Raw genomic sequence first — 18954 nt, 5'->3', positions numbered from 1 at the left:
CGCGCGGCCCGCCCCGTCCACCCGCGCCGGGCCGGGCGCCCCGCGGGACCGGCGCGGGCGCCGGGCCGGCCGGCTGCCGGGGAGGGGGATCACGGGTGCCGGCGAGCGGGGAAGGCGCGGCCCGCGGACCCGTCCCCGGCGGGTACGGCCCGGCATCCGGGTGTCCGCCGCACCCGGACCGCCGGGGACGACCGGCCGGCACGGGCCGCCGGCGCGCCCCGGCCCTGCCCGGCCGGGGCGCGACCCGTTCTCCCTGACCTGTGCCGGCCTCGCACGGGCATGACGCCGTCCGCCGACGGGTCCGCTCACGCGGCCGCCGGCGCTCTTCGCGCCTCGCGGTGGATCGGCGTGTCCGATCCCGTCAGGGGCGCCCCCGTGCCACCGCGGCGGGACGCGACGATCTCCGCCGCGATGGACAGGGCCGTCTCCTGCGGTGTGCGGGCGCCGAGGTCGAGGCCGATCGGCGAGCGGAGACGGCTCAGTTCCCGCTCCCCCACACCCGCCTCACGCAGTCTGCGTTCTCGGTCGGCGTGGGTGCGGCGGGAGCCGAGCGCCCCGACGAACTCCACCGGCAGCTCCAGGGCCACCTTCAGCAGCGGGATGTCGAACTTCGCGTCGTGGGTGAGAACGCACAGCACCGTGCGCGCGTCGGTCCGGGTGCCCGACAGGTAGCGGTGCGGCCAGTCGACCACGATCTCGTCGGCCTCGGGAAATCGGGCCCGGGTGACGAAGAGCGGCCGGGCGTCGCAGACGGTGACGTGGTAGCCGAGGAACTTGCCCACCCGCACCAGTGCCGCCGCGAAGTCGATCGCCCCGAAGACGATCATGCGGGGAGGAGGGCCGGAGGACTCGACGAAGAGCGTCACCCCGCCGGGACAGGAGGAGCCTTCCCCGGCGGCCGTCCGGGCGGACCCCCGCCACGCTCCGCCCGCCGGGACGACCACCGTTCCGGTGCGGCCGGCGTCCAGCAGGGCACCCGCCTCTCCGGCCGCCGTCCGGTCCAGCTCCGCCGTCCCGCCGAGGCCACCCTCGTACGACCCGTCCGGGCGTACGAACAGGGCCCCGCCAAGGAGTTCCGCCGGACCCTCGACGAGCCGGACCAGCGCTCCCCTCTCCCCCCTGGCGGCAGCCGACAGCGCCGCACGCAGCACCGGCCGGGCAGGGGCCCGGGTGAGGACCGGTGTGACCATGATGTCGATGACCCCACCGCAGGTGAGGCCCACCGCGAAGGCGTCCTCGTCGCTGTAGCCGAACCGTTCGACACGCGTCGCGCCGTCTTCGAGCGCCCGGGCGCACAGCTCGTAGACCGCTCCCTCGACGCAGCCGCCCGAGACCGATCCGACCACCGTGCCCCCGCTGTCGACGGCGAGGGCGGCCCCGGGACCGCGCGGTGCGCTGCCGCTCACGGACACCACCGTCGCCACGGCGAACTCCCTGTCCCCGGCCAGTCGGCGGTGCAGTTCACCGGCGATGTCAAACACGCGGACCGCCCGCTTCCAGCACCCGGTCCGGACGGATGGGCAGACTCCGGTGGCGCACTCCGGTCGCGTGCCGGACCGCGTTCGCGACGGCCGCCGCCGCGCCCACCATGCCGACCTCGCCGATGCCCTTGATCCCGACCGGGTCGTCGGGGTCCGGGGCGTCCACCCAGTCCGCCTCGACCACCGCTACGTCGGCGTGGCTCGCCACGTGGTAGCCGGCCAGGTCGGCGCCGTAGAGAGCCCCTGAGGCGCTGTCGCGCACCGCCTCCTCGTGCAGAGCCATGGAGATGCCCCAGATCATGCCGCCGACGAGCTGGCCGCGGGCGGTCAGCGGGTTGACGATCCGGCCCGCGGCGAAGATCCCGAGCATCCGGCGCACCCGCACCTCGCCCGTGTCGACGTCGACGGCCACCTCCGCGAACTGCGCCCCGTAGGAGTGCCGTTCCTTCTGGGAGAGGGCCCCGACCGCGGCGGTGGTGTCGGAGCGCACGGTGATGCCCTCCGGTGGCACGGTGCCGCCCGGTACGAGCCGCTCCCGCAGTTCCGCGGCGGCGGCCATGATCGCCCAGGCCCACGAACGGGTGCCCGCCGAGCCGCCGGCGATCATCGCCGGGCCGAAGTCGCTGTCGCCGATGTGCACCCGGACCCGCTCCGTCGGCACGCTCAGCGCGTCGGCGGCGACCAGGGTGAGTGCCGTACGGGCACCGGTGCCGATGTCGGCCGCCGAGATGCGCACGGTGAAGGTGCCGTCCGGCTCCGCCGTCACCGCCGCGGTCGAGGGCAGGACTATCGCGGGGAAGGAGGCCGCGGCCGTGCCCGTGCCGAGCAGCCGGCGTCCCTCGCGGCGTACGCCGGGGCGTGGGTCGCGGCCCGCCCAGCCGAAGCGGCGGGCGCCCTCGCGGAAGCAGGCGGCGAGGTCGCGGCCGGCGAACGGCAGTCCGGAGACCGGGCCGAGCTCCGGCTCGTTGCGCAGCCGCAGCTCGATCGGGTCGATCCCGCACCGCTCGGCCAGCTCGTCGAGCGCGCTCTCCAGCGCGAACGAGCCCGGTGCCTCGCCCGGCGCGCGCATCCAGGTCGGGGAGGGCACGTTCAGCCGTACCGCCCGGTTCTCCGTGTGATGGGCGTCGGCGTCGTACAGGGTCCGCGCCACGCCGGCGCCCGGTTCGACGAACTGCCAGACCAGCGACGTCTGGTTGAGCGAGCGGTGCTCCAGGGCACGTAGCCGGCCGTCGGGGCCCGCGCCGAGCCGGATCCGCTGCACGGTCGGGCTGCGGTAGCCGGTGAGCGAGAACATCTGGCGCCGGGTCAGCACCACGCGTACGGGACGGCGCAGGGCGGTGGCGGCCATCACGGCGGACACCTGGTGGGCCCGCAGGCCCTTGCTGCCGAATCCGCCGCCGATGTGCTCCGAGCGCACCCGCACGGCCGACGGGTCCAGCGAGAACATCCGCGCAAGCTCGTCGGCGACCCAGGTGGTGCCCTGGTTGGAGTCGACGACCTCGAGCCGGCCACCGTCCCAGACGGCGGTCGCCGCGTGCGGCTCCATCATGGCGTGGTGCTCTTCGGGCGTGGTGTACACCGCGTCCAGGACATGTGCGGAGGCGGCCAGTTCGGCCTCCAGGTCGCCCTTCTCCACCAGCGCGGGAAGATGTCCGTCGACCGGCTGGGCGTCGGGGTGGCCTGCGGTGAACGCGACGTCGTGCGGCTCTTGTCCGTAGGTGACGACGAGCGCCTCGGCGGCCTCCCGGGCCTGCTCGGGCGTCTCCGCGACGACGAGGGCCACGGGCCAGCCGGCGTGCGGGACACGGTCGTTCTGGAAGACCGCGGCCGTCGGGTCCGGTGCCACGCCCAGCATGCCGACGTAGTCGGTCTCCAGCCGCGGCGCGTTCCCGTGGTGCAGGACGGTGAGCACACCCGGCATGCCGAGCACGGGCCCGGTCTCGACGGACACGATCCGGCCGTGGGCGACGGTGGACAGCACCAGCCACCCGTGGGCGAGTCCGGCGAAGGGGATGTCACCGGCGTAGCGGGCGACGCCGGTGACCTTGTCCCGGCCCTCGACGCGGGTGTGCCCGGTGCCGACCACGCCCGCCGTCGCGGTGCCGGAGGCGGTGGACGCGGTCGTCATCGGGCGACCTCCCCGGCGAGTTCGGACAGCACGGCCACCACGAGGTTGCGCATCAGTGTCACCTTGTATCCATTGTCGGGCAGCGTCCTGGCGGCGGCGAGTTCGGCGTCCGCGGCCGCGGCGAAGTACTCGGCGGTCGCCGGTGCCCCGGTCAGTACGCGTTCGGCGGCGCGGGCCCGCCAGGGCCGGGAGGCGACCGCGCCGAGGGCGAGGCGGGCGTCGCACACGACGCCGCCCGACACGTCGAGGGCGGCGGCGACCGAGCCGATCGCGAAGGCGTACGAGGCCCGTTCCCGGACCTTGCGGTAGCGCGAGCGGGCGGCGACCCGGGCGGGCGGCAGAGTGACATGGGTGAGGAGCGCGCCGGGTGGCAGCACGGTCTCCCGGTGCGGGGTGTCACCGACCGGCAGATAGAAGTCGGTCAGTGGCAGCTCGCCCGGCCCGTCGGCGGTTTCGTACCCGACGACCGCGTCGAAGGCGGTGAGCGCCACCCCCATGTCGGAGGGGTGGACGGCCACACAGTGGTCGGAGGCGCCGAGGACGGCGTGGTTGTGGTGCTCACCGCCCGCCACGGCGGGGCAACCACTGCCAGATACACGCTTGTTGCAGGGGCTCGTCACATCGGTGAAGTAGCCGCAGCGGGTGTGCTGGAGCAGATTGCCGCCGACGGTGGCCATGTTGCGCAACTGCCCGGAGGCGCCGGCGAGCACGGCCTGGGTGAGGGCCGGGTAGCGCTCGCGGATTCCGGGGTGCGCGGCGAGGTCGCTGTTGGTGACGGTGGCACCGATGCGCAGTCCGCCGCCGTCGGCCGGCTCGATCCGGTCCAGCGGGAGGGAGCGGACGTCGACGAGCCGTGCGGGGCGCTCCACGCCGCTCTTCATCAGGTCGACGAGGCTGGTGCCGCCGCCGAGGTAGCGGGCCTCGGGGTCGGCGCCGAGCAGCGCCACCGCCCCGGAGACGTCGTCGGCGCGCCGGTAGTCGAACTCCCTCATGCGGCGGCCTCCCCGGCCCCGGTGCGGCTCTCGGCGGCGGCGCGGGCGACGGCCTCGACGATCTGTACGTAGGCACCGCAGCGGCACAGGTTGCCGCTCATGCGCTCCCTGATCTCCTCGGGGGTCAGGGGTGGCGGCCCGGCTTGCGGCCGCACGTCCTCGGTGACGGCGCTGGGCCACCCCGCGGCGTGCTCCTCGATGAGGGCGACGGCCGAACAGATCTGGCCGGGAGTGCAGTATCCGCACTGGAAGCCGTCCAGTTCGAGGAAGGCCTGCTGGACCGGGTGCAGCACACCGCCCTCGGCCAGGCCGTCCACGGTGGTGATCCGGCCCCGGTCGGAGGCGACGGCCAGTTGCAGACAGGAGACGGTACGGCGGCCGTCGACCAGGACCGTGCAGGCACCGCACTGTCCCTGGTCGCAGCCCTTCTTGGTGCCGGTCAGATCGAGCCGCTCACGCAGGGCGTCGAGCAGGGTGGTGCGGTGGTCGACGGACAGCGTGTGCTTCTCGCCGTTGATGTCCAGGGTGACGGTGCTGGACGTCGTGGGAACCATGAGCAGCCTTCTTTCAGCGATCTGGAAGGCGGACGAGTCGATGACGTGGGTGTCGTGGTGAGCTGTACGCGGCGCGGCGGCGTTCGGGAGCATGTGGGGTGCGGAAAGGGCACGCCACGGCCGTCCCCGCCCGCCGATACGATGGCCCCCCGAAGCGGACAGTTGTCCGTTACCGGAAACGTAGTGGACAGTTGTCCGGTTAGCAAGGACGGGTTTCGGTCACGGCCCGCGAGGAGGACGAGTGGAGCATCACGAGGACGTACCGCGGCGTGCCCAGGCACCTCAGCGGGCGGACGCCCAGCGCAACCGGGAGCGCATCCTGGAAGTCGGTCTGACCGAACTCACGCGCTCGGCGGACACCCCGCTGAGCGTGATCGCCAAGAAGGCGGGCGTCGGGCAGGGCACGCTCTACCGGAACTTCCCCAGCCGCGAGGCACTCGTCCTGGAGATCTACCGGCACGAGATGCGGCAGGTCGCCGACAGCGCGGAGCAACTGCTGCGGCGCCGGGAGCCGGACCGCGCCATGCGCGAGTGGATGGACCGGCTGGCCCGGTTCGCCATGGCCAAGGCGGGCATGGCCGACGCCATACGACAGGCCACCGGCGGACCGGAGAGCCCCGAGAAGCCCGCCCACAACCCGGTGACGGAAGCAGCCGAACTCCTGCTGCGCCGCTGCGAGGAAGCCGGGAGCATCCGTCCGGGAGTGACCGCGGACGACCTCTTCCTGGCCATGGGCGGTCTCTGGCAGCTCGACCCCGCCGACGACTGGCAGCCGCGCGCCGCCCGGCTCCTGGACCTCATCATGGACGGCCTGCGCACAGGAGCCGCCGGCCGGTGAAGCGCCACGCCCCCGCACGACCGGACCCACACCCGTGGGACAGGGTCCGTACGGCAGGCACGCCCCGCACGCCCCGCGCCCTTCGTGCCCGGACAGCCCCACCTGCCCCGCCCGGATGCCCGGATGCCCGAGCAGCGTCCGTGCGGGCCCCCGCAGGTACCGGCCGGCGTTTTGCCGGGGCGGCACCGGCAGCCGGTCGCGCGGGCAGACGGGCGTCGCCCGTGACGGCGGGATCCAGCCACACCGGCGGAGCGCCCCCACGGCCCCCTGACAGCAGTCCCCGGGCGACACCCCCCGTCAGGCGACGGCTGCCGGCGCCAGTGACCTCAGTTCGCGCACCGCGGCCGCCACCGCCGGACGGGCGTGACCGCCGCTGCGGGTGCAGGTCAGCAGTCTGCGGTGCGGGTTGCCCGCACAACGCACGCGGGTGATCGGCAGGTCCGGGGTCAGGCGCGCGAGGCGCGGGATCAGGGCGACGCCGAGGCCGTGGGCGATGAGATGGGCGGTGACGTTCCAGTCGAGGGCGTGGTGGACGACGTCCGGGGCGAAGCCGGCCGCGCCGCAGGCGGACATCACATGCGACCGGCAGGGGCTCTCGGGCACCGGCGCGATCCACGGCTCGCGGGCAGCCTCGGCGAGGTCCGTCCGCCCGGCTCCGGCCAGGGGATGTCCGGCCGGGACGACGAGGTCGAACGGCTCGTCCAGCAGCGGCTGCTGGTCGAACCGGGCGTCGCTCAGCGGCGGGTTGAACGGAGTGGACTCCACCACGGCCAGATCGGCGGCACCTTCGAAAAGCAGGTCGAAGCTCTGTGGCACCCCCACTTCCTCGATCCGCACCGACAGCCGGGGATGGCGCTCGCCCAGCCGGGCGGCCATCGGGGCCAGCAGCACCGAGACCGCCGACGCCAGCCCGGTCACGCGCAGCGGGCCCGCTGGGGCGCCGTGGTCGGCCCTCAGGTCCTGTTCGGCCTGGTCCCAGCGGGCCTGGATGGCGTCGGCGTGCGCCAGCAGGCTCTCGGCGGCCGGGGTGAGCCGCACGCCGCGCCCCTGCGGCTCCAGCAGGACGACGTCCAGGTCGCGGGCGAGCTGACGGATCTGCTGGGAAGCGGCGGACGGGGTGAAACGCAGGGCGCGGGCCGCCGCGGTGACCGTGCCGTAGTGGGAGACCGCCCTGAGGACATGCAGCCGGCGCAGATCAATCATGAAGCCCACGCTTCACGGTGAAGTCCACAAAGTCAACCTGGACGTGTACGGATGTGGCGGCGCACCCTTGCTGTGTCGCGACGACCGATCCGTACCGAGGAATCTGAGACCAAGGAGTCACCATGACCAGCACGACCGGCGCCACGGGGACGACCGGGACCTTCTGCCCGTACTGCGGGTGGCCGGACGACGCCGAACCGTTCCAGGTCGTCTCGCGGCACGGCACGGCGACCGGCAGCACCCTGTGGACCCGCTGCGGCTGCGGATCGCTCCAGGTCCGCGCGGTCGGCGGCCGGGGTACCCGCATCGTGTCCCGCAGCCGCCCGGCCGGCGCCGCGTACAGCCCGGCCGGCCGCTGAGCGGACGGGGCGGCCCCCTCAGCGGACGGGGCGGCCGTTGACAGGCCGCTCACGCGCGCCGTACTAATCGAAGCCGGTGATCCGGCAGGCAAGGAGGCGTGGACGTGCGGAAACTCCCCTTGTCCGGGGTGACGGTGGTCAGCGTGGAGCAGGCGGTGGCGGCGCCCTACGCCACTCGCCAGCTGGCCGATCTCGGCGCACGTGTGATCAAGGTGGAGCGGCCGGGCGAAGGCGACTTCGCCCGGCGGTACGACACGACCGTCCACGGCCACTCCAGCTACTTCGTGTGGATCAACCGCTCCAAGGAGTCCCTCACGCTGGACCTGAAGGACCCTCGGGGCCTGGCCGTCCTGCGCCGGCTGCTCGAGGACGCCGACGTGTTCGTGCAGAACCTCGCGCCGGGCGCCGCCGACCGGCTCGGCCTGGGGGCCGGGGAACTCTCCGACCGTTACCCCCGGCTGATTCCCTGCACCATCTCGGGCTACGGCACGAGCGGCCCGTGGGCCGACCGCAAGGCGTACGACCTGCTGATGCAGTGCCAGACGGGCCTGGTGTCGCTGACCGGGACACCGGAGGAGACCGCGCGCACGGGGATCTCCGTCGCCGACATCGCCGCCGGGATGTACGCGTACAGCGGTGTGCTCACCGCCCTGTACACGCGTGCCACCACCGGCACGGTCCATCCGGTCGAGGTGTCCCTCTTCGAGGCGCTGGCCGAGTGGATGGGCCAGCCCGCCTACTACACCCGTTACGGCGGCAGCCAGCCCCCACGCCTGGGGACCCAGCACGCCACCATCGCCCCGTACGGGACCTACCGGGCCGCCGACGGCCGCGACGTGCTGTTCTCCATCCAGAACGAACGCGAATGGGCGGCCCTGTGCGCCCGGTTCCTCGGCCGGCCGGAGCTCACCGGCGATCCGCGGTTCGCGACCGGCTCCGAGCGCGTGGCGCACCGCGAGGAGCTGAACGCGATCGTCGCGGAGCGTTGCGCCCGCGGCGACGCCGCTGAACTGCTGGGGGAACTGGAGGCGATCGGCATCGCCTGCGCCGGGGTCAACGACATCGGCGCGTTCCTCGACCACCCCGTGCTCGCGGCGCGCGACCGCTGGCGCGAGGTGGCGGTGCCGGGCGCGACGGTGGAGGCGCTGCTCCCGCCCGCCGACCTGGCGGGCGTGCCGGCCCGTATGGACCCGGTGCCGGCCGTCGGCGAGCACACCGAGGCGATCCTGAGGGAACTCGGCCACGACGCCGACGCGATCGGGGCCCTGCGCGCGGACTCCGTGATCTGAACCGGCGCCTACACCTGCCGCTCCCGCAACGCCCCCAGAACGTCCTCGTCCGTCAGCTGGTCGAACTCCTCGTACCACTGGCCGACCGCCATGAACGCCGGCGGCTCGTACAGACACACCACCTCGTCGGCCTCGGCGCGCATCAGCGCCACGCCCTCCGGCGAGCCGACCGGGGTGGCCAGCACGAGATACCCGGGCTCCCGCGCGCGCAGAGCGCGCAGAGCGGCGCGGGCGGTGGAGCCGGTGGCCAGCCCGTCGTCCACGACGATCACGGTCCGCCCGCGTACCTCGGGGGCGGGCCGGCCCCCGCGGTAGGCGCGTTCGCGCCGGCGCAGTTCCGCGCGCTCACGCTCGACGACGGGGGCGAGGTCGGCCTCGCTCAGCCCCAGCCCGCGCAGGGCGGCGTCGTCGAACACCACGTCCCCGTCGCCGGCCATCGCGCCGACGCCGTACTCCTCGTGGAAGGGTGCGCCGACCTTCCGTACGACGAGCACGTCGAGCGGGGCGTCCAGCGCGGCGGCGACCTCCGCGGCCACGGCGACGCCACCCCGGGGCAGGGCCAGCACGACCGGGTCGGGCAGGGCGCCCTCGCCCCGCCGCTCGCGCAGCCGTGCGGCCACCGCACGGCCGGCCTGCCGGCGATCACGGAACCGCATGACACCCGCGTACCCACTCCCCGGTTTCCGAAGCGACGGCATCCGGCACGGGCGGGCGCGCCCCGGGCAGTCGTCCCGCGGGGAGGGGGAGTGCCGGAGGCACTCCCCCTCCCCGTCACCCAACCCCTCAGCCCCCGTTCAGCCCCTCCGGCGCTTGAGGAGCAGGGGTCTGGGGGCAGAGTCCCTGGGGACGATGGGAGAGGGAAGGGGCGGCCGGGGCGGACTAGACGGCGCCCGGGACCTCCTCGGCGACGCCGTTCAACGGCGACTCCGGGTCGGCGCCGTAGCGCCGTGTGATGACCTCGAGACCATGGCCCGCAGGGTCGCGGAAGTACACCCCACGCCCCCCGTCCTGGCGGTTGATGCGACCGGGCTGTCTGCCGTGCGGATCCGCCTGGATACCCACCCCCGCCCCCACGAGCCGCGCGAGAACCGCGTCGAACTCGTCCTCGGAGACGAGGAACGCGTAGTGCTGCACCGGGATGTCGAGATCGACGGTCGCGAAGTCCAGGGTGACGCCGTTGGCGGTCGTCACCGGAAGGAACATCCCGGCCGGCTCCCCGACCTCCAGCCCCAGGATGTCGGCGAGGAAACGGGCGGACTTCTCCCGGTCACGGGTGAGAACAATGGTGTGATTGAAATCGACTGACACGTCGGCAATGCCTCCACGGGCATCCACGGCGCCTCCATGCCTCACCCAGCCGGTGACCGACACGCGATGCCGCGCGGAAGAGCCTAGACAGCGCGGCCGACGGCTGTCGAGCGGGTATCCGGCCCCGCGCACCACCCGCGGCGGCCGCCGGCCCGCCGCCTAACACGCGGCGCCCGGCCCACCCCCCGCCACCCGCACACACCCCGCCACCCACTCCAAGAAGACCCGCACACCCGCCCCGGGCAGCGCGAGCGCCGACTCGCGGGGGCGTTCGAAGCTGCGCAGAGCCTCCGTGACCAGCGGCCGGAACTCCGTCTCGGAGGCGGCGACGATCCCGGCGGCCCGGCGCTTGGCGACCCAGAGACCGGTGCGGCAGTACACCACCGAGCGGCACCCGTTGAGGACCCGGTTGTCGGCCGCGTGTCCCTCGCCCTCGGCATGCTCGCGTACGGAGGAGCGGAGCGCGTCGAGCACGGTGGACCGGCCCGGTGCGGCGATCACGTCCCGTACCGCCGCGCCGGTCAGCGGGAGGCCGGACCGGTGGGCGATCGAGCGGTCGATGACGTACCAGAACGCGGACGCCTTCCCGGGGTCGTAGCTGATCCGCTCGGGCAGGGACGGTCCGGTGTCGAGGTCCATGAGGTAGCCCGCCCCGCCGGACGGACGGGCGGTGAACCCGGCCGGGTACACGACCAGTTCCAGTCCGGCCGCGGGACACTCCAGGGCGGGGTGTACCAGCGCGTCGGCCAGTTCGCGCAGGGCCCGCCGCGGGAGGGAGTCGTCCGCCACCACCGTCACGTCGATGTCGCTGCGTCCGTGCCGGTAGTCGCCGAGCGCGAGGGAACCGACGGCGAGGACGGTCACCAGGCGGGGGCCGCAGACGGCGCGGGTGCGCCGGACCAGTTCGCCGAGGTAGGGACGGACCTCCTGGGGCAGGACGGGAGGACGGCTCACGAGGCCGGTGCCGGGCCGGCAGCACGCACGGCGGGGGCTGTCAGTTCCACAGCTCGTCGCTGTCGCACACGCGCGCTCCCATGTTGCGTTCCATCATCCGCAGGGCGGCGTCCGCGAGGTCGGCGTGGATGTGGGCGACGGCGTCCCGCGGGACGATCACGTCGATGTGGCGGATGTGCGCGTCGAGCGCGGAGTACAGGACACACTGCTCCGTCACCTGGCCGCAGAGCACCAGCCGCTCGATGCCCTGCTGGCTGAGCAGATAGCCCAGCGGGGTCTCGAAGAAGATCGAGTGTCGGGCCTTGAGGACGAAGAGGGAGGAGCCGTCCGGCCTCAGCGGCTCCACGAGGTGCGCGTTTCCTCCCGCCAGGGCCTTGTCGAGCAGCTCACCGTGGTGGGAGCGCCACTCGCCGAAGTTGTCGTTGACGTAGATCACCGGAACGTCCCGCTGCCGGGCTCGCTTCAGCAGTGCGGACACCGCCGGTACGACCGATTCGGCGGACGGGAGCAGCAGCTCGGCGTCCGGGTGGTCGTAGGTGTTGATCATGTCGATGACGGCCAGCGCGGTCTTGCCCATGTCACCAGGGTTCCACCGATGGGGCGGGTCAGACCTGTCCCGCCCCGCACTTGACAGAAGACATCCCGCGCCACAGCCTTTGGCAACGTTGTCATACTGTTTCGGCGCCAAGGGTTGGGCGAAGCCGTTCATGGCTCGGCCGCTGCTTTCTGATGGGACACCACGCGCATGAAGGAACAAGGGACGAGTGATCCGCAGGCGTTCTCGGTCGATCTGCGGGCCGTCTGCGGGATCGACTGGGTCCGGCTCGTGTTCGAGGGCGACGCGGGCGACCCGCTGTACATCCCGCCCCCCAGGGGCAACCCGGACGGCGGTGCGACCGTCAGGGAGGTCCGGTCGAGCCACCCCCTCGAGTTCGTCGTCGAGGCCAGCACCGACCGCGCCCGATGGCGGAGCGTCTACCGCACCACCGCCGGAACCGGAGGGGTGGTGAACATCCAGCCGACCCGCCCGGTGCGGGGCCGCTGGGTGCGGATGATGTCACTGCGCCGATCCAGCCCTCACCCGCTCGGGCTCAGCGCGTTCGAGGTGTACGGCACCTCCGGGGACGGCCGGCCGGCCGTCGCCGTCCTCGGCCCGCTCGCCGAGGTGGGCGCACTGTCCCGCCCGCCCGTCATCAGGGCCGTCCGGCCCTAGCACCGCCGGGTGCGGTCGCCGACGATGGGGTGATGATCCACCCCGATGGCTTCCGCCTGCTCGACCGGCAGGAGTGCCTGGGCCTGCTGGCCGAGGCGCCGGTCGGGCGCGTCGTCTACACCCGGCAGGCACTGCCGGCGGTGCTGCCTGTCAACTTCTCCCTGGACACCGACTCCTCGGTGGTGCTGTGCACCTCCGGCGTCTCCGATCTGGTGCGGGCGATCGACGGGGTGGTGGTGGCCTTCGAGGCCGACGACTTCCACGCCGAGCGCCGGGCCGGCTGGAGCGTGGTGGTCACGGGCCGCGCGGCGGTGGTCACCGACCCGGGCGAGCACGAGCGTCTGCTGCGGACCGGGCCGCGGTCCTGGATGCCGATGGTCGACGGCGTGTTCGTGCGGATCGAGGCGGAGATGGTGACGGGGCGTGAGCTGACGGGGCTGCCCGGCTGACGGCGTGCGGCGGTCGTACGCAGGGTGCACGGGTCTCGGCCCCGGTCCTTCGGTCCCCGGGTTCCGCCGCCGGATCCTCTTCGGGCCCTGTGCGCCCCGCCGCCGCCTCCTCCCCTGGGCCTCCGTTCGCGCGGTTCCCCGCGGCACCGGGGTGTGAGGGCGTGTCGTACGGTACGGCTGTGACCGCCTTCAGCACCGAGAACGCCCCGGGCCGGTACGGCCCTTCCGCCACCGTCGAGGCCGTGCCCCGTGAGGTGGGCCCGGTGCGCACCGAGTACGCGCCCGAGCACGACGGGGATCCCGATCCCGGGGAGATCGTCTGGACCTGGGTCCCCTACGAGGAGAACGACGGCCGGGGCAAGGACCGCCCGGTGCTCGTCGTCGCCCGCGAGGCCGGGGGGACGGTCCTCGCCGTGCAGCTGTCCAGCCGCCGGCGCGAGGGGCAGCGGGAGTGGGTGCCGATAGGCAGCGGGCCCTGGGACCGGTCGGGCCGCGATTCATGGGTCGACGTGGACCGGGTGCTGCGGCTGCACGAGGACGGCATGCGCCGGGAGGCGTGCGCCCTGGACCGGATGCGCTTCAATCTCGTACGTCAGCGGCTGCGGGAGCGGTACGGCTGGAGCTGACCGCCGCCGGGCCGGCCGTCAGGTCCGCGAACGTATGCTCGAACGCGGCGCGGACCGCGCTGTCACGGGTGCGGTCCAGGATGCCGAAGACCACGTGGTCGAAGGCACCGGCGAACCGTCCGCCCGGCGCGAGATGGGTCCGGAACGCCTCGGCCACCTGGACCGGATCGTTGCGGAACACCCCGCACCCCCAGGCGCCCAGCACCAGGCGCCGGTAGCCGTGGACCGCGGCGGTCTCCAGCACCCGCCCGGACCGGACCGCCAGGGTGTGCGGCAGTTCGCCCGCCCGCTCCGGCGCCGTCCGCAGGATCACCCCCGCGTTGGGCGCGGGCGAGGTGAGGAACCCGGCGGTGAAGAACTCGTCCAGGAGCCGGCCGCGGTCGTCACGGAAGACGGGCACGGCCGGTGAGTGGATCACCCGGTCCGTGTAGAACGGGTCGCGGTGGGCGCGGTGGTGCTCGTAGAAGCCGGCCGCCCGCAGCAGGCAGGTGTACAGCGCGGAGGCGCGGCACAGGGCTTCCTCCTGGGCCTGGGCGCCGTTGAGGTATCCCCCGCCGGGATTCCGGGCGGAGGTGAAGTTCAGTACGGCCGCTCCGTCGCCGAGCCGCCGGGCAGCCTCGGCGCTGCTCTCGCCGGTGACCTCGAAGCGGGACTCCACCGGGCGGAACGCCGTGACCGGGAGGGGCTCCGGGCCGTGCGTCCGCGTGCCGCGTGCCGCCGCCTCGACCGCCGCGGCGACGGAAACCCGGTGTCCGGCGGGTGCGCGGTAGACGCCCTCCGCCACGATCCGCTCCGTCTCCCTGGCGATGCCACGCAGGCGCGCGCTCACGGCGCCACCCCCGTAGCCGCCGTGACCGCACGCCGCGCGGTTCCGCTCGTCGTGCTCATGCACGCATCGTGAGCGATGCTGGTGATGCCGCGCAACGGAGTTTCCGCTTCCCCGGAAGGCCCGGGACGCGCGGAGAACCACCCGTGAGCGTGCCGGACGCGATCATGACCGGCCCGGAACGCTCCGCCAGGCGCCCTTGCGCCCGGCGACGCGAGGGTTTTGGGTGGACGGGTTGGTGCCGGCCGGGCACCTCGGGCATCCGGTCGGCGGCATGGTGAGATCTCAGGAGGATCCCCACATGTCCGATTCGGCAGGTGGCTCCACCGAGCCACACACCACTGTCACGGAAACCGAGGTGGAGGCCCTGGTGCGGGGCATCTGCTTCAAGACCGGACCGCCGCGCCTGCTGGGGGTCGAGGTGGAATGGTTCGTCCGCGAGCTGCGTGATCCGCGGCTCCCCGTGTCACCCGAACGACTCGCAGCGGCCTACGCCGCTCTGCGGACCGTGCCCCTGAGGTCGGCGCTCACGATCGAGCCCGGCGGCCAGCTGGAGCTGAGCTCGCCGCCCGCCGCCTCGCTGACGGAGTGCATCGGTACCGTCTCCGCCGACCTCGATGCCGTCCGCGCGGAGCTGCGCCGGGCCGGCCTGGTCCTGGTCGGCCTCGGCCACGACCCCTGGCACACGCCCCGCCGCTTCCTGCGCGAACCGCGCTACGACGCCATGGAGGCCTCCCTCGACCGTACCGGCCCCGCCGGGCGGTTCATGATGTGCGCCTCCGCCTCCGTGCAGGTGTGTGTGGACGCCGGGCACGAGGAACCCGGACCCCTCGGGCATGTGCGGCGCTGGTGGCTCGCGCACCAGCTGGGCGCGGTCCTGGTCGCCGTCTTCGCCAACTCCCCGCTCGCCGCCGGCCGGCCGACCGGCTGGCTGTCCACGCGGCAGCTTCGCTGGACGCAGATCGGGGCCGGCCGGGCGGGCGGCCCCGTCCTGGACCCTGACCCGCGCGGTGCATGGTCCCGGCATGTACTGGACTCGGCGGTCATGTGTGTACGGGACGACGCCCGCCCGTGGCAGGTGCCGCAGGAACTGACCTTCCGCGAGTGGACCAGGTCCGGTACGCCCAGACCGCCCACCCGGGAGGACCTCGACTACCACTGCACGACACTGTTCCCGCCGGTCAGGCCGCGCGGACACCTGGAGCTGCGCATGATCGACGCGCAGCCCGGGGACGACGGCTGGATCGTGCCGCTGGCCGTGACGGCGGCGCTGTTCGACGATCCGGAGGCGGCCGAGACCGCGTACCGGACGGTGAAGCCGCTCGCCGAGCGGACGCACGGGATGCCGGCGCCGCACAACCCGCTCTGGCGGGACGCGGCCCGCGTCGGTCTGGCCGACCCGGAGCTGCGCGAGGTGGCCGCCGGCTGTTTCGCGGCGGCGCTGCGCGCGCTGCCCCGGATCGGGGCCGGCACCGGGGTCGTCGACGCGGTGGAGGCGTTCCGGGACCGCTTTGTCGCCCGGGGCCGCTGCCCGGCCGACGATCTGCTCGACGGACTGCGCGCGCCGGCCGGTTCCGGCGCGAACCGGCATGACACGCGCCCGCACGGGAAGGACACCCCTTCATGACCGACCCCGCCCTCGACGCCGAAGCCCTGCGCGAGCGCGCGGTCGCCTCGCTGATCACCGCACGGGACCGTACGACGCTGCTCACCGCGTGCGTCGAGGAGCCCGATCTGACCGCGCAGCACTCGCCGTTGATGTCACCGCTGGTGTGGGACCTGGCGCACATCGGCAACCAGGAGGAGCAGTGGCTGCTGCGGGCCGTCGCCGGCCATGAGGCGATACGGCCGGAGATCGACGGCCTGTACGACGCCTTCGAGCACCCACGGGCCGAACGCCCCGGCCTGCCTCTGCTGCCACCGCAGGAGGCCCGCCGGTACGCCGCCGAGGTGCGCGGTCGGGCGCTGGACGTGCTGGAGGGCGCCGCGTTCCACGGGTCGCGGCTGACCGAGGCGGGCTTCGCCTTCGGGATGATCGCGCAGCACGAACAGCAGCACGACGAGACCATGCTGATCACCCATCAGCTCCGCAGGGGACCGCGGGTGCTGACCGCCCCGGACCCGGAGCCGGTGCCGCTGTTCACGGGTCCGTCCGAGGTCCTGGTGCCGGGCGGGCCGTTCACCATGGGCACCTCGCACGAGCCGTGGGCGCTGGACAACGAACGTCCCGCGCACCGACGCGAGGTGGCGCCCTTCCGTATCGACACCACGCCGGTGACGAACGCCGCCTACCAGGCGTTCATCGAGGACGGCGGCTACGACGAGCCCCGCTGGTGGACCGCCGACGGCTGGGCCCACATCCGCCGCGGCTCCCTCACCGCGCCACTGTTCTGGCACCGGGACGGCGGACAGTGGCTGCGGCGCCGCTTCGGTGTGACCGAGGCGGTACCACCCGACGAGCCGGTGCTGCACGTGTGCTGGTACGAGGCCGATGCCTACGCCCGCTGGGCAGGACGCCGGCTGCCCACCGAGGCGGAGTGGGAGAAGGCGGCACGCCACGACCCGGCGGGTGACCGCTCGACGCGCTATCCCTGGGGGGACGCCGACCCGGGGCCCGAGCACGCCAACCTCGGCCAGCGTCATCTGCGTCCGGCGCCCGCCGGAAGCTATCCGGCCGGCGAGTCACCGCTGGGAGTCCGGCAGTTGATCGGCGACGTGTGGGAGTGGACGGCGAGCGACTTCCTGCCGTACCCGGGCTTCAGGGCGTTCCCGTACAAGGAGTACTCGGAGGTGTTCTTCGGGCCGGGCCACAAGGTGTTGCGGGGCGGTTCGTTCGCCGTGGACCCGGTGGCCTGCCGGGGCACGTTCCGCAACTGGGACCTGCCGGTCCGGCGGCAGATCTTCTCCGGGTTCCGCACGGCACGTTCGGAGGCCGTCTGATGTGCCGTCACCTCGCTTACCTGGGACCAGGTGAAGCAGTGGAGGACCTGCTGGTGACGCCGGCGCACGGCCTCTACCGGCAGTCCTGGGAACCCCGGCGGCAGCGGTACGGCACGGTCAACGCCGACGGATTCGGTGTGGGCTGGTACGCCGGGGGAGATCCGGTGCCCGCCCGGTACCGCAGGGCCGGACCCATCTGGGCCGACCGGTCGTTCGCGGACCTCGCCCGTGTCGTACGCACCGGGGCGCTGCTGGCCGCCGTACGGGACGCGACCCTCTCGGGCGCCGACGCGGAGGCCGCGGCGGCCCCGTTCGCGGCCGGGACGTGGCTGTTCAGCCACAACGGGGCGGTGCCCGGCTGGCCGGGCTCGCTCGCGCCGCTGGTGGCCTCCCTGCCCGCCGAGGACGTGCTGTCGCTCGAGGCCCGCAACGACTCCGCGTTCGTGTGGGCGCTGGTGCTGGCCCGGCTGAGGGCCGGCGACGAGGAGGGGCAGGCGCTGGCCGACACGGTCCTGGATGTCGCCGGGGCGGCCCCCGCCTCCCGGCTCAACCTGCTGCTCACCAACGGGGACACGGTCACCGCGACCGCCTGGGGCGACACCCTGTGGTACCTCACGCGGACCGGCGGCGGCGTCGTCGTGGCCTCCGAGCCCTACGACGACGATCCGCACTGGCGCGAGGTCCCCGACCGCACCCTGCTCGCCGCGAGCGCCACGGACGTCCTGCTGACCCCGCTCAAGGAGCCCGGCGACGCCCTGTCGTCCGCCGGCGCGCCCGCACCGTCGAGGGAGCCCCTTACGTGAGTCCGTTCCGTCTCACCCGCACCCTGCCCGAGGACACCACCGGCGCCGCCCTGCGCGCCGACGTCCGCGCGGGCCTGACGGGCAGCCCCAGGACGCTGCCGCCGAAGTGGTTCTACGACGCCCGGGGCAGCGAACTCTTCGAGGAGATCACCGGGCTGCCCGAGTACTACCCGACCCGTGCCGAGCGTGAGATCCTGCGCACCCGCGCCGGTGAGATCGCCGAGGCGTCCGGGGCCCGCACCCTGGTCGAACTGGGCTCCGGTTCCTCGGAGAAGACGCGGTATCTGCTCGACGCGCTCACCGGGCTGCACACCTACGTTCCCGTCGACGTCAGCGAGAGCGCCCTCACCCGGGCGGGGCAGGCGCTGGCCGCCGGGCGTCCCGGACTCGACGTGCACGCCCTGATCGCCGACTTCACCGCACGGCTGGCCCTGCCGGGCACTCCGGGGCCGCGGCTGGTGGCGTTCCTCGGCGGCACGGTCGGCAATCTGCTGCCGGCCGAACGTGCCGCCTTCCTCGCCTCCGTCCGGGCCCTGCTCGCCCCGGGTGACGCCCTGCTGCTGGGCACCGACCTGGTGAAGGACGAGAGGGTACTGGTCCGGGCGTACGACGACGCCGCGGGAGTGACGGCAGCGTTCAACCGGAATGTCCTGGCCGTCATCAACCGCGAACTGGGCGCCGACTTCGATCCGGAGGCCTTCGGTCATGTGGCGGTGTGGGACGCCCGGCGGGAGTGGATCGAGATGAGGCTGCGCTCCCGGACCGCGCAGACGGTGAAGATCCCCGCCCTGGAACTCGCCGTTGATTTCACCGCGGGTGAGGAGGTGCGCACCGAGGTGTCGGCGAAGTTCCGGCAGGACGGGGTCCGGGCGGAGCTGTCGGCCGCGAGACTGGAGTTGACCCGGTGGTGGACGGACGAGAAGCAGCGGTTCGCGCTGTCACTGAGCGTGGCCCGGTGAGGGTGACCCGGTGAGGGTGACCCGGACAGAAG

At 73.7% G+C, this 18954-nt stretch carries 20 protein-coding genes; 10 read left to right on the top strand and 10 right to left on the bottom strand.

Annotated features, from left to right (window positions below):
• Nucleotides 1-305: 305 nt before the first annotated feature.
• From HTV45_RS29915 to HTV45_RS29900, 4 genes are read right to left on the bottom strand one after another with little or no spacing between them, the layout of a single operon-like run.
• Nucleotides 306-1481, bottom strand: a complete 1176-nt coding sequence (locus tag HTV45_RS29915; protein WP_215209031.1) for an XdhC family protein — start codon at nucleotides 1479-1481, stop codon at nucleotides 306-308.
• Nucleotides 1474-3609: a xanthine dehydrogenase family protein molybdopterin-binding subunit gene (locus HTV45_RS29910; RefSeq protein WP_215209030.1), complete on the bottom strand. Its 2136-nt coding sequence runs from the start codon at nucleotides 3607-3609 to the stop codon at nucleotides 1474-1476. Before HTV45_RS29910 ends, HTV45_RS29915 begins: the two co-directional genes overlap by 8 nt.
• Complete coding sequence (locus HTV45_RS29905; RefSeq protein WP_215209029.1) at nucleotides 3606-4601, bottom strand: xanthine dehydrogenase family protein subunit M; 996 nt, start codon at nucleotides 4599-4601, stop codon at nucleotides 3606-3608. Before HTV45_RS29905 ends, HTV45_RS29910 begins: the two co-directional genes overlap by 4 nt.
• Entirely contained in the window at nucleotides 4598-5155 is a 558-nt protein-coding gene (locus HTV45_RS29900; RefSeq protein WP_215209035.1) for a 2Fe-2S iron-sulfur cluster-binding protein, read from the bottom strand. The genes HTV45_RS29905 and HTV45_RS29900 overlap by 4 nt, the downstream gene beginning before the upstream one ends.
• Nucleotides 5156-5396: 241 nt before the next feature.
• On the opposite strand from HTV45_RS29900, the gene HTV45_RS29895 reads away from it, so the two are divergent.
• Nucleotides 5397-5993, top strand: coding sequence for a TetR/AcrR family transcriptional regulator (locus HTV45_RS29895; RefSeq protein WP_215209028.1), 597 nt, complete (start codon nucleotides 5397-5399; stop codon nucleotides 5991-5993).
• Between the two features lie 297 nt (nucleotides 5994-6290).
• Here the strand turns inward: HTV45_RS29895 and HTV45_RS29890 are convergent, their stop codons facing one another.
• Nucleotides 6291-7196, bottom strand: a complete 906-nt coding sequence (locus HTV45_RS29890) for a LysR family transcriptional regulator (RefSeq protein WP_215209027.1) — start codon at nucleotides 7194-7196, stop codon at nucleotides 6291-6293.
• 122 nt (nucleotides 7197-7318) lie between these two features.
• Between HTV45_RS29890 and HTV45_RS29885 the strand changes: the two genes are divergently transcribed.
• Together HTV45_RS29885 and HTV45_RS29880 are read left to right on the top strand one after the other, a co-directional pair.
• Nucleotides 7319-7555: a hypothetical protein gene (locus HTV45_RS29885; protein WP_215209026.1), complete on the top strand. Its 237-nt coding sequence runs from the start codon at nucleotides 7319-7321 to the stop codon at nucleotides 7553-7555.
• Nucleotides 7556-7653: 98 nt separating this feature from the next.
• On the top strand, nucleotides 7654-8844 hold the full coding sequence (locus HTV45_RS29880) for a CaiB/BaiF CoA-transferase family protein (RefSeq protein WP_215209025.1): 1191 nt from the start codon (nucleotides 7654-7656) through the stop codon (nucleotides 8842-8844).
• 8 nt (nucleotides 8845-8852) lie between these two features.
• Here HTV45_RS29880 and HTV45_RS29875 read toward each other — a convergent pair whose 3' ends face one another.
• From HTV45_RS29875 to HTV45_RS29860, 4 genes are all read right to left on the bottom strand, one after another.
• Complete coding sequence (locus tag HTV45_RS29875) at nucleotides 8853-9500, bottom strand: phosphoribosyltransferase (RefSeq protein ID WP_215209024.1); 648 nt, start codon at nucleotides 9498-9500, stop codon at nucleotides 8853-8855.
• Nucleotides 9501-9723: 223 nt separating this feature from the next.
• On the bottom strand, nucleotides 9724-10152 hold the full coding sequence (locus HTV45_RS29870) for a VOC family protein (RefSeq protein ID WP_215209023.1): 429 nt from the start codon (nucleotides 10150-10152) through the stop codon (nucleotides 9724-9726).
• Nucleotides 10153-10311: 159 nt separating this feature from the next.
• Nucleotides 10312-11106: an aminoglycoside adenylyltransferase domain-containing protein gene (locus tag HTV45_RS29865; protein ID WP_215209022.1), complete on the bottom strand. Its 795-nt coding sequence runs from the start codon at nucleotides 11104-11106 to the stop codon at nucleotides 10312-10314.
• A gap of 40 nt (nucleotides 11107-11146) precedes the next feature.
• Nucleotides 11147-11683, bottom strand: a complete 537-nt coding sequence (locus HTV45_RS29860) for an isochorismatase family cysteine hydrolase (RefSeq protein ID WP_215209021.1) — start codon at nucleotides 11681-11683, stop codon at nucleotides 11147-11149.
• A 168-nt stretch (nucleotides 11684-11851) separates the two neighbouring features.
• Here HTV45_RS29860 and HTV45_RS29855 point away from each other — a divergent pair, with 168 nt between their 5' ends.
• From HTV45_RS29855 to HTV45_RS29845, 3 genes are all read left to right on the top strand, one after another.
• Entirely contained in the window at nucleotides 11852-12319 is a 468-nt protein-coding gene (locus tag HTV45_RS29855; RefSeq protein ID WP_215209020.1) for a hypothetical protein, read from the top strand.
• 32 nt (nucleotides 12320-12351) lie between these two features.
• Nucleotides 12352-12768 carry a pyridoxamine 5'-phosphate oxidase family protein gene (locus tag HTV45_RS29850; protein WP_215209019.1) on the top strand — a complete coding sequence of 139 codons (417 nt, stop codon included), beginning with the start codon at nucleotides 12352-12354 and terminating at the stop codon, nucleotides 12766-12768.
• A gap of 179 nt (nucleotides 12769-12947) precedes the next feature.
• Nucleotides 12948-13394 carry a type II toxin-antitoxin system PemK/MazF family toxin gene (locus HTV45_RS29845; protein ID WP_215209018.1) on the top strand — a complete coding sequence of 149 codons (447 nt, stop codon included), beginning with the start codon at nucleotides 12948-12950 and terminating at the stop codon, nucleotides 13392-13394.
• Here HTV45_RS29845 and HTV45_RS29840 read toward each other — a convergent pair.
• A complete protein-coding gene (locus HTV45_RS29840) occupies nucleotides 13348-14223 on the bottom strand; it encodes a TIGR02452 family protein (protein WP_215209017.1) in 876 nt (291 codons plus the stop codon). The genes HTV45_RS29845 and HTV45_RS29840 overlap by 47 nt on opposite strands.
• Before the next feature lie 298 nt (nucleotides 14224-14521).
• Here HTV45_RS29840 and egtA point away from each other — a divergent pair, with 298 nt between their 5' ends.
• The 4 genes from egtA to egtD are packed head-to-tail and all read left to right on the top strand — an operon-like array spanning nucleotide 14522 to nucleotide 18922.
• Nucleotides 14522-15847, top strand: coding sequence for an ergothioneine biosynthesis glutamate--cysteine ligase EgtA (egtA, locus tag HTV45_RS29835; protein ID WP_215209016.1), 1326 nt, complete (start codon nucleotides 14522-14524; stop codon nucleotides 15845-15847).
• Nucleotides 15844-17160, top strand: a complete 1317-nt coding sequence (gene egtB, locus HTV45_RS29830; RefSeq protein WP_215209015.1) for an ergothioneine biosynthesis protein EgtB — start codon at nucleotides 15844-15846, stop codon at nucleotides 17158-17160. Before egtA ends, egtB begins: the two co-directional genes overlap by 4 nt.
• Nucleotides 17160-17963, top strand: coding sequence for an ergothioneine biosynthesis protein EgtC (gene egtC, locus HTV45_RS29825; RefSeq protein WP_215209014.1), 804 nt, complete (start codon nucleotides 17160-17162; stop codon nucleotides 17961-17963). Before egtB ends, egtC begins: the two co-directional genes overlap by 1 nt.
• Nucleotides 17960-18922, top strand: coding sequence for an L-histidine N(alpha)-methyltransferase (egtD, locus tag HTV45_RS29820; RefSeq protein WP_215209013.1), 963 nt, complete (start codon nucleotides 17960-17962; stop codon nucleotides 18920-18922). Before egtC ends, egtD begins: the two co-directional genes overlap by 4 nt.
• Nucleotides 18923-18954 lie beyond the last annotated feature (32 nt).

The sequence above is a fragment of the Streptomyces sp. CHD11 genome (assembly GCF_018638295.1).
In the GTDB taxonomy this organism is placed as follows: Bacteria; Actinomycetota; Actinomycetes; order Streptomycetales; family Streptomycetaceae; genus Streptomyces.
Note: the sequence above shows the minus strand (reverse complement) of the source record. Positions and strands in the feature narration are given on the sequence as shown.

Bases quoted from the DNA above. Each gene is read 5' to 3' on its own strand.
- HTV45_RS29890 (WP_215209027.1), bottom strand. From the start codon at position 7,196: ATGATTGATCTGCGCCGGCTGCATGTCCTCAGGGCGGTCTCCCACTAC.
- HTV45_RS29900 (WP_215209035.1), bottom strand. From the start codon at position 5,155: ATGGTTCCCACGACGTCCAGCACCGTCACCCTGGACATCAACGGCGAG.
- egtA (WP_215209016.1), top strand. From the start codon at position 14,522: ATGTCCGATTCGGCAGGTGGCTCCACCGAGCCACACACCACTGTCACG.
- HTV45_RS29910 (WP_215209030.1), bottom strand. From the start codon at position 3,609: ATGACGACCGCGTCCACCGCCTCCGGCACCGCGACGGCGGGCGTGGTC.
- HTV45_RS29885 (WP_215209026.1), top strand. From the start codon at position 7,319: ATGACCAGCACGACCGGCGCCACGGGGACGACCGGGACCTTCTGCCCG.
- egtC (WP_215209014.1), top strand. From the start codon at position 17,160: ATGTGCCGTCACCTCGCTTACCTGGGACCAGGTGAAGCAGTGGAGGAC.
- HTV45_RS29875 (WP_215209024.1), bottom strand. From the start codon at position 9,500: ATGCGGTTCCGTGATCGCCGGCAGGCCGGCCGTGCGGTGGCCGCACGG.
- egtB (WP_215209015.1), top strand. From the start codon at position 15,844: ATGACCGACCCCGCCCTCGACGCCGAAGCCCTGCGCGAGCGCGCGGTC.
- HTV45_RS29860 (WP_215209021.1), bottom strand. From the start codon at position 11,683: ATGGGCAAGACCGCGCTGGCCGTCATCGACATGATCAACACCTACGAC.
- HTV45_RS29905 (WP_215209029.1), bottom strand. From the start codon at position 4,601: ATGAGGGAGTTCGACTACCGGCGCGCCGACGACGTCTCCGGGGCGGTG.
- HTV45_RS29850 (WP_215209019.1), top strand. From the start codon at position 12,352: ATGATCCACCCCGATGGCTTCCGCCTGCTCGACCGGCAGGAGTGCCTG.
- HTV45_RS29855 (WP_215209020.1), top strand. From the start codon at position 11,852: ATGAAGGAACAAGGGACGAGTGATCCGCAGGCGTTCTCGGTCGATCTG.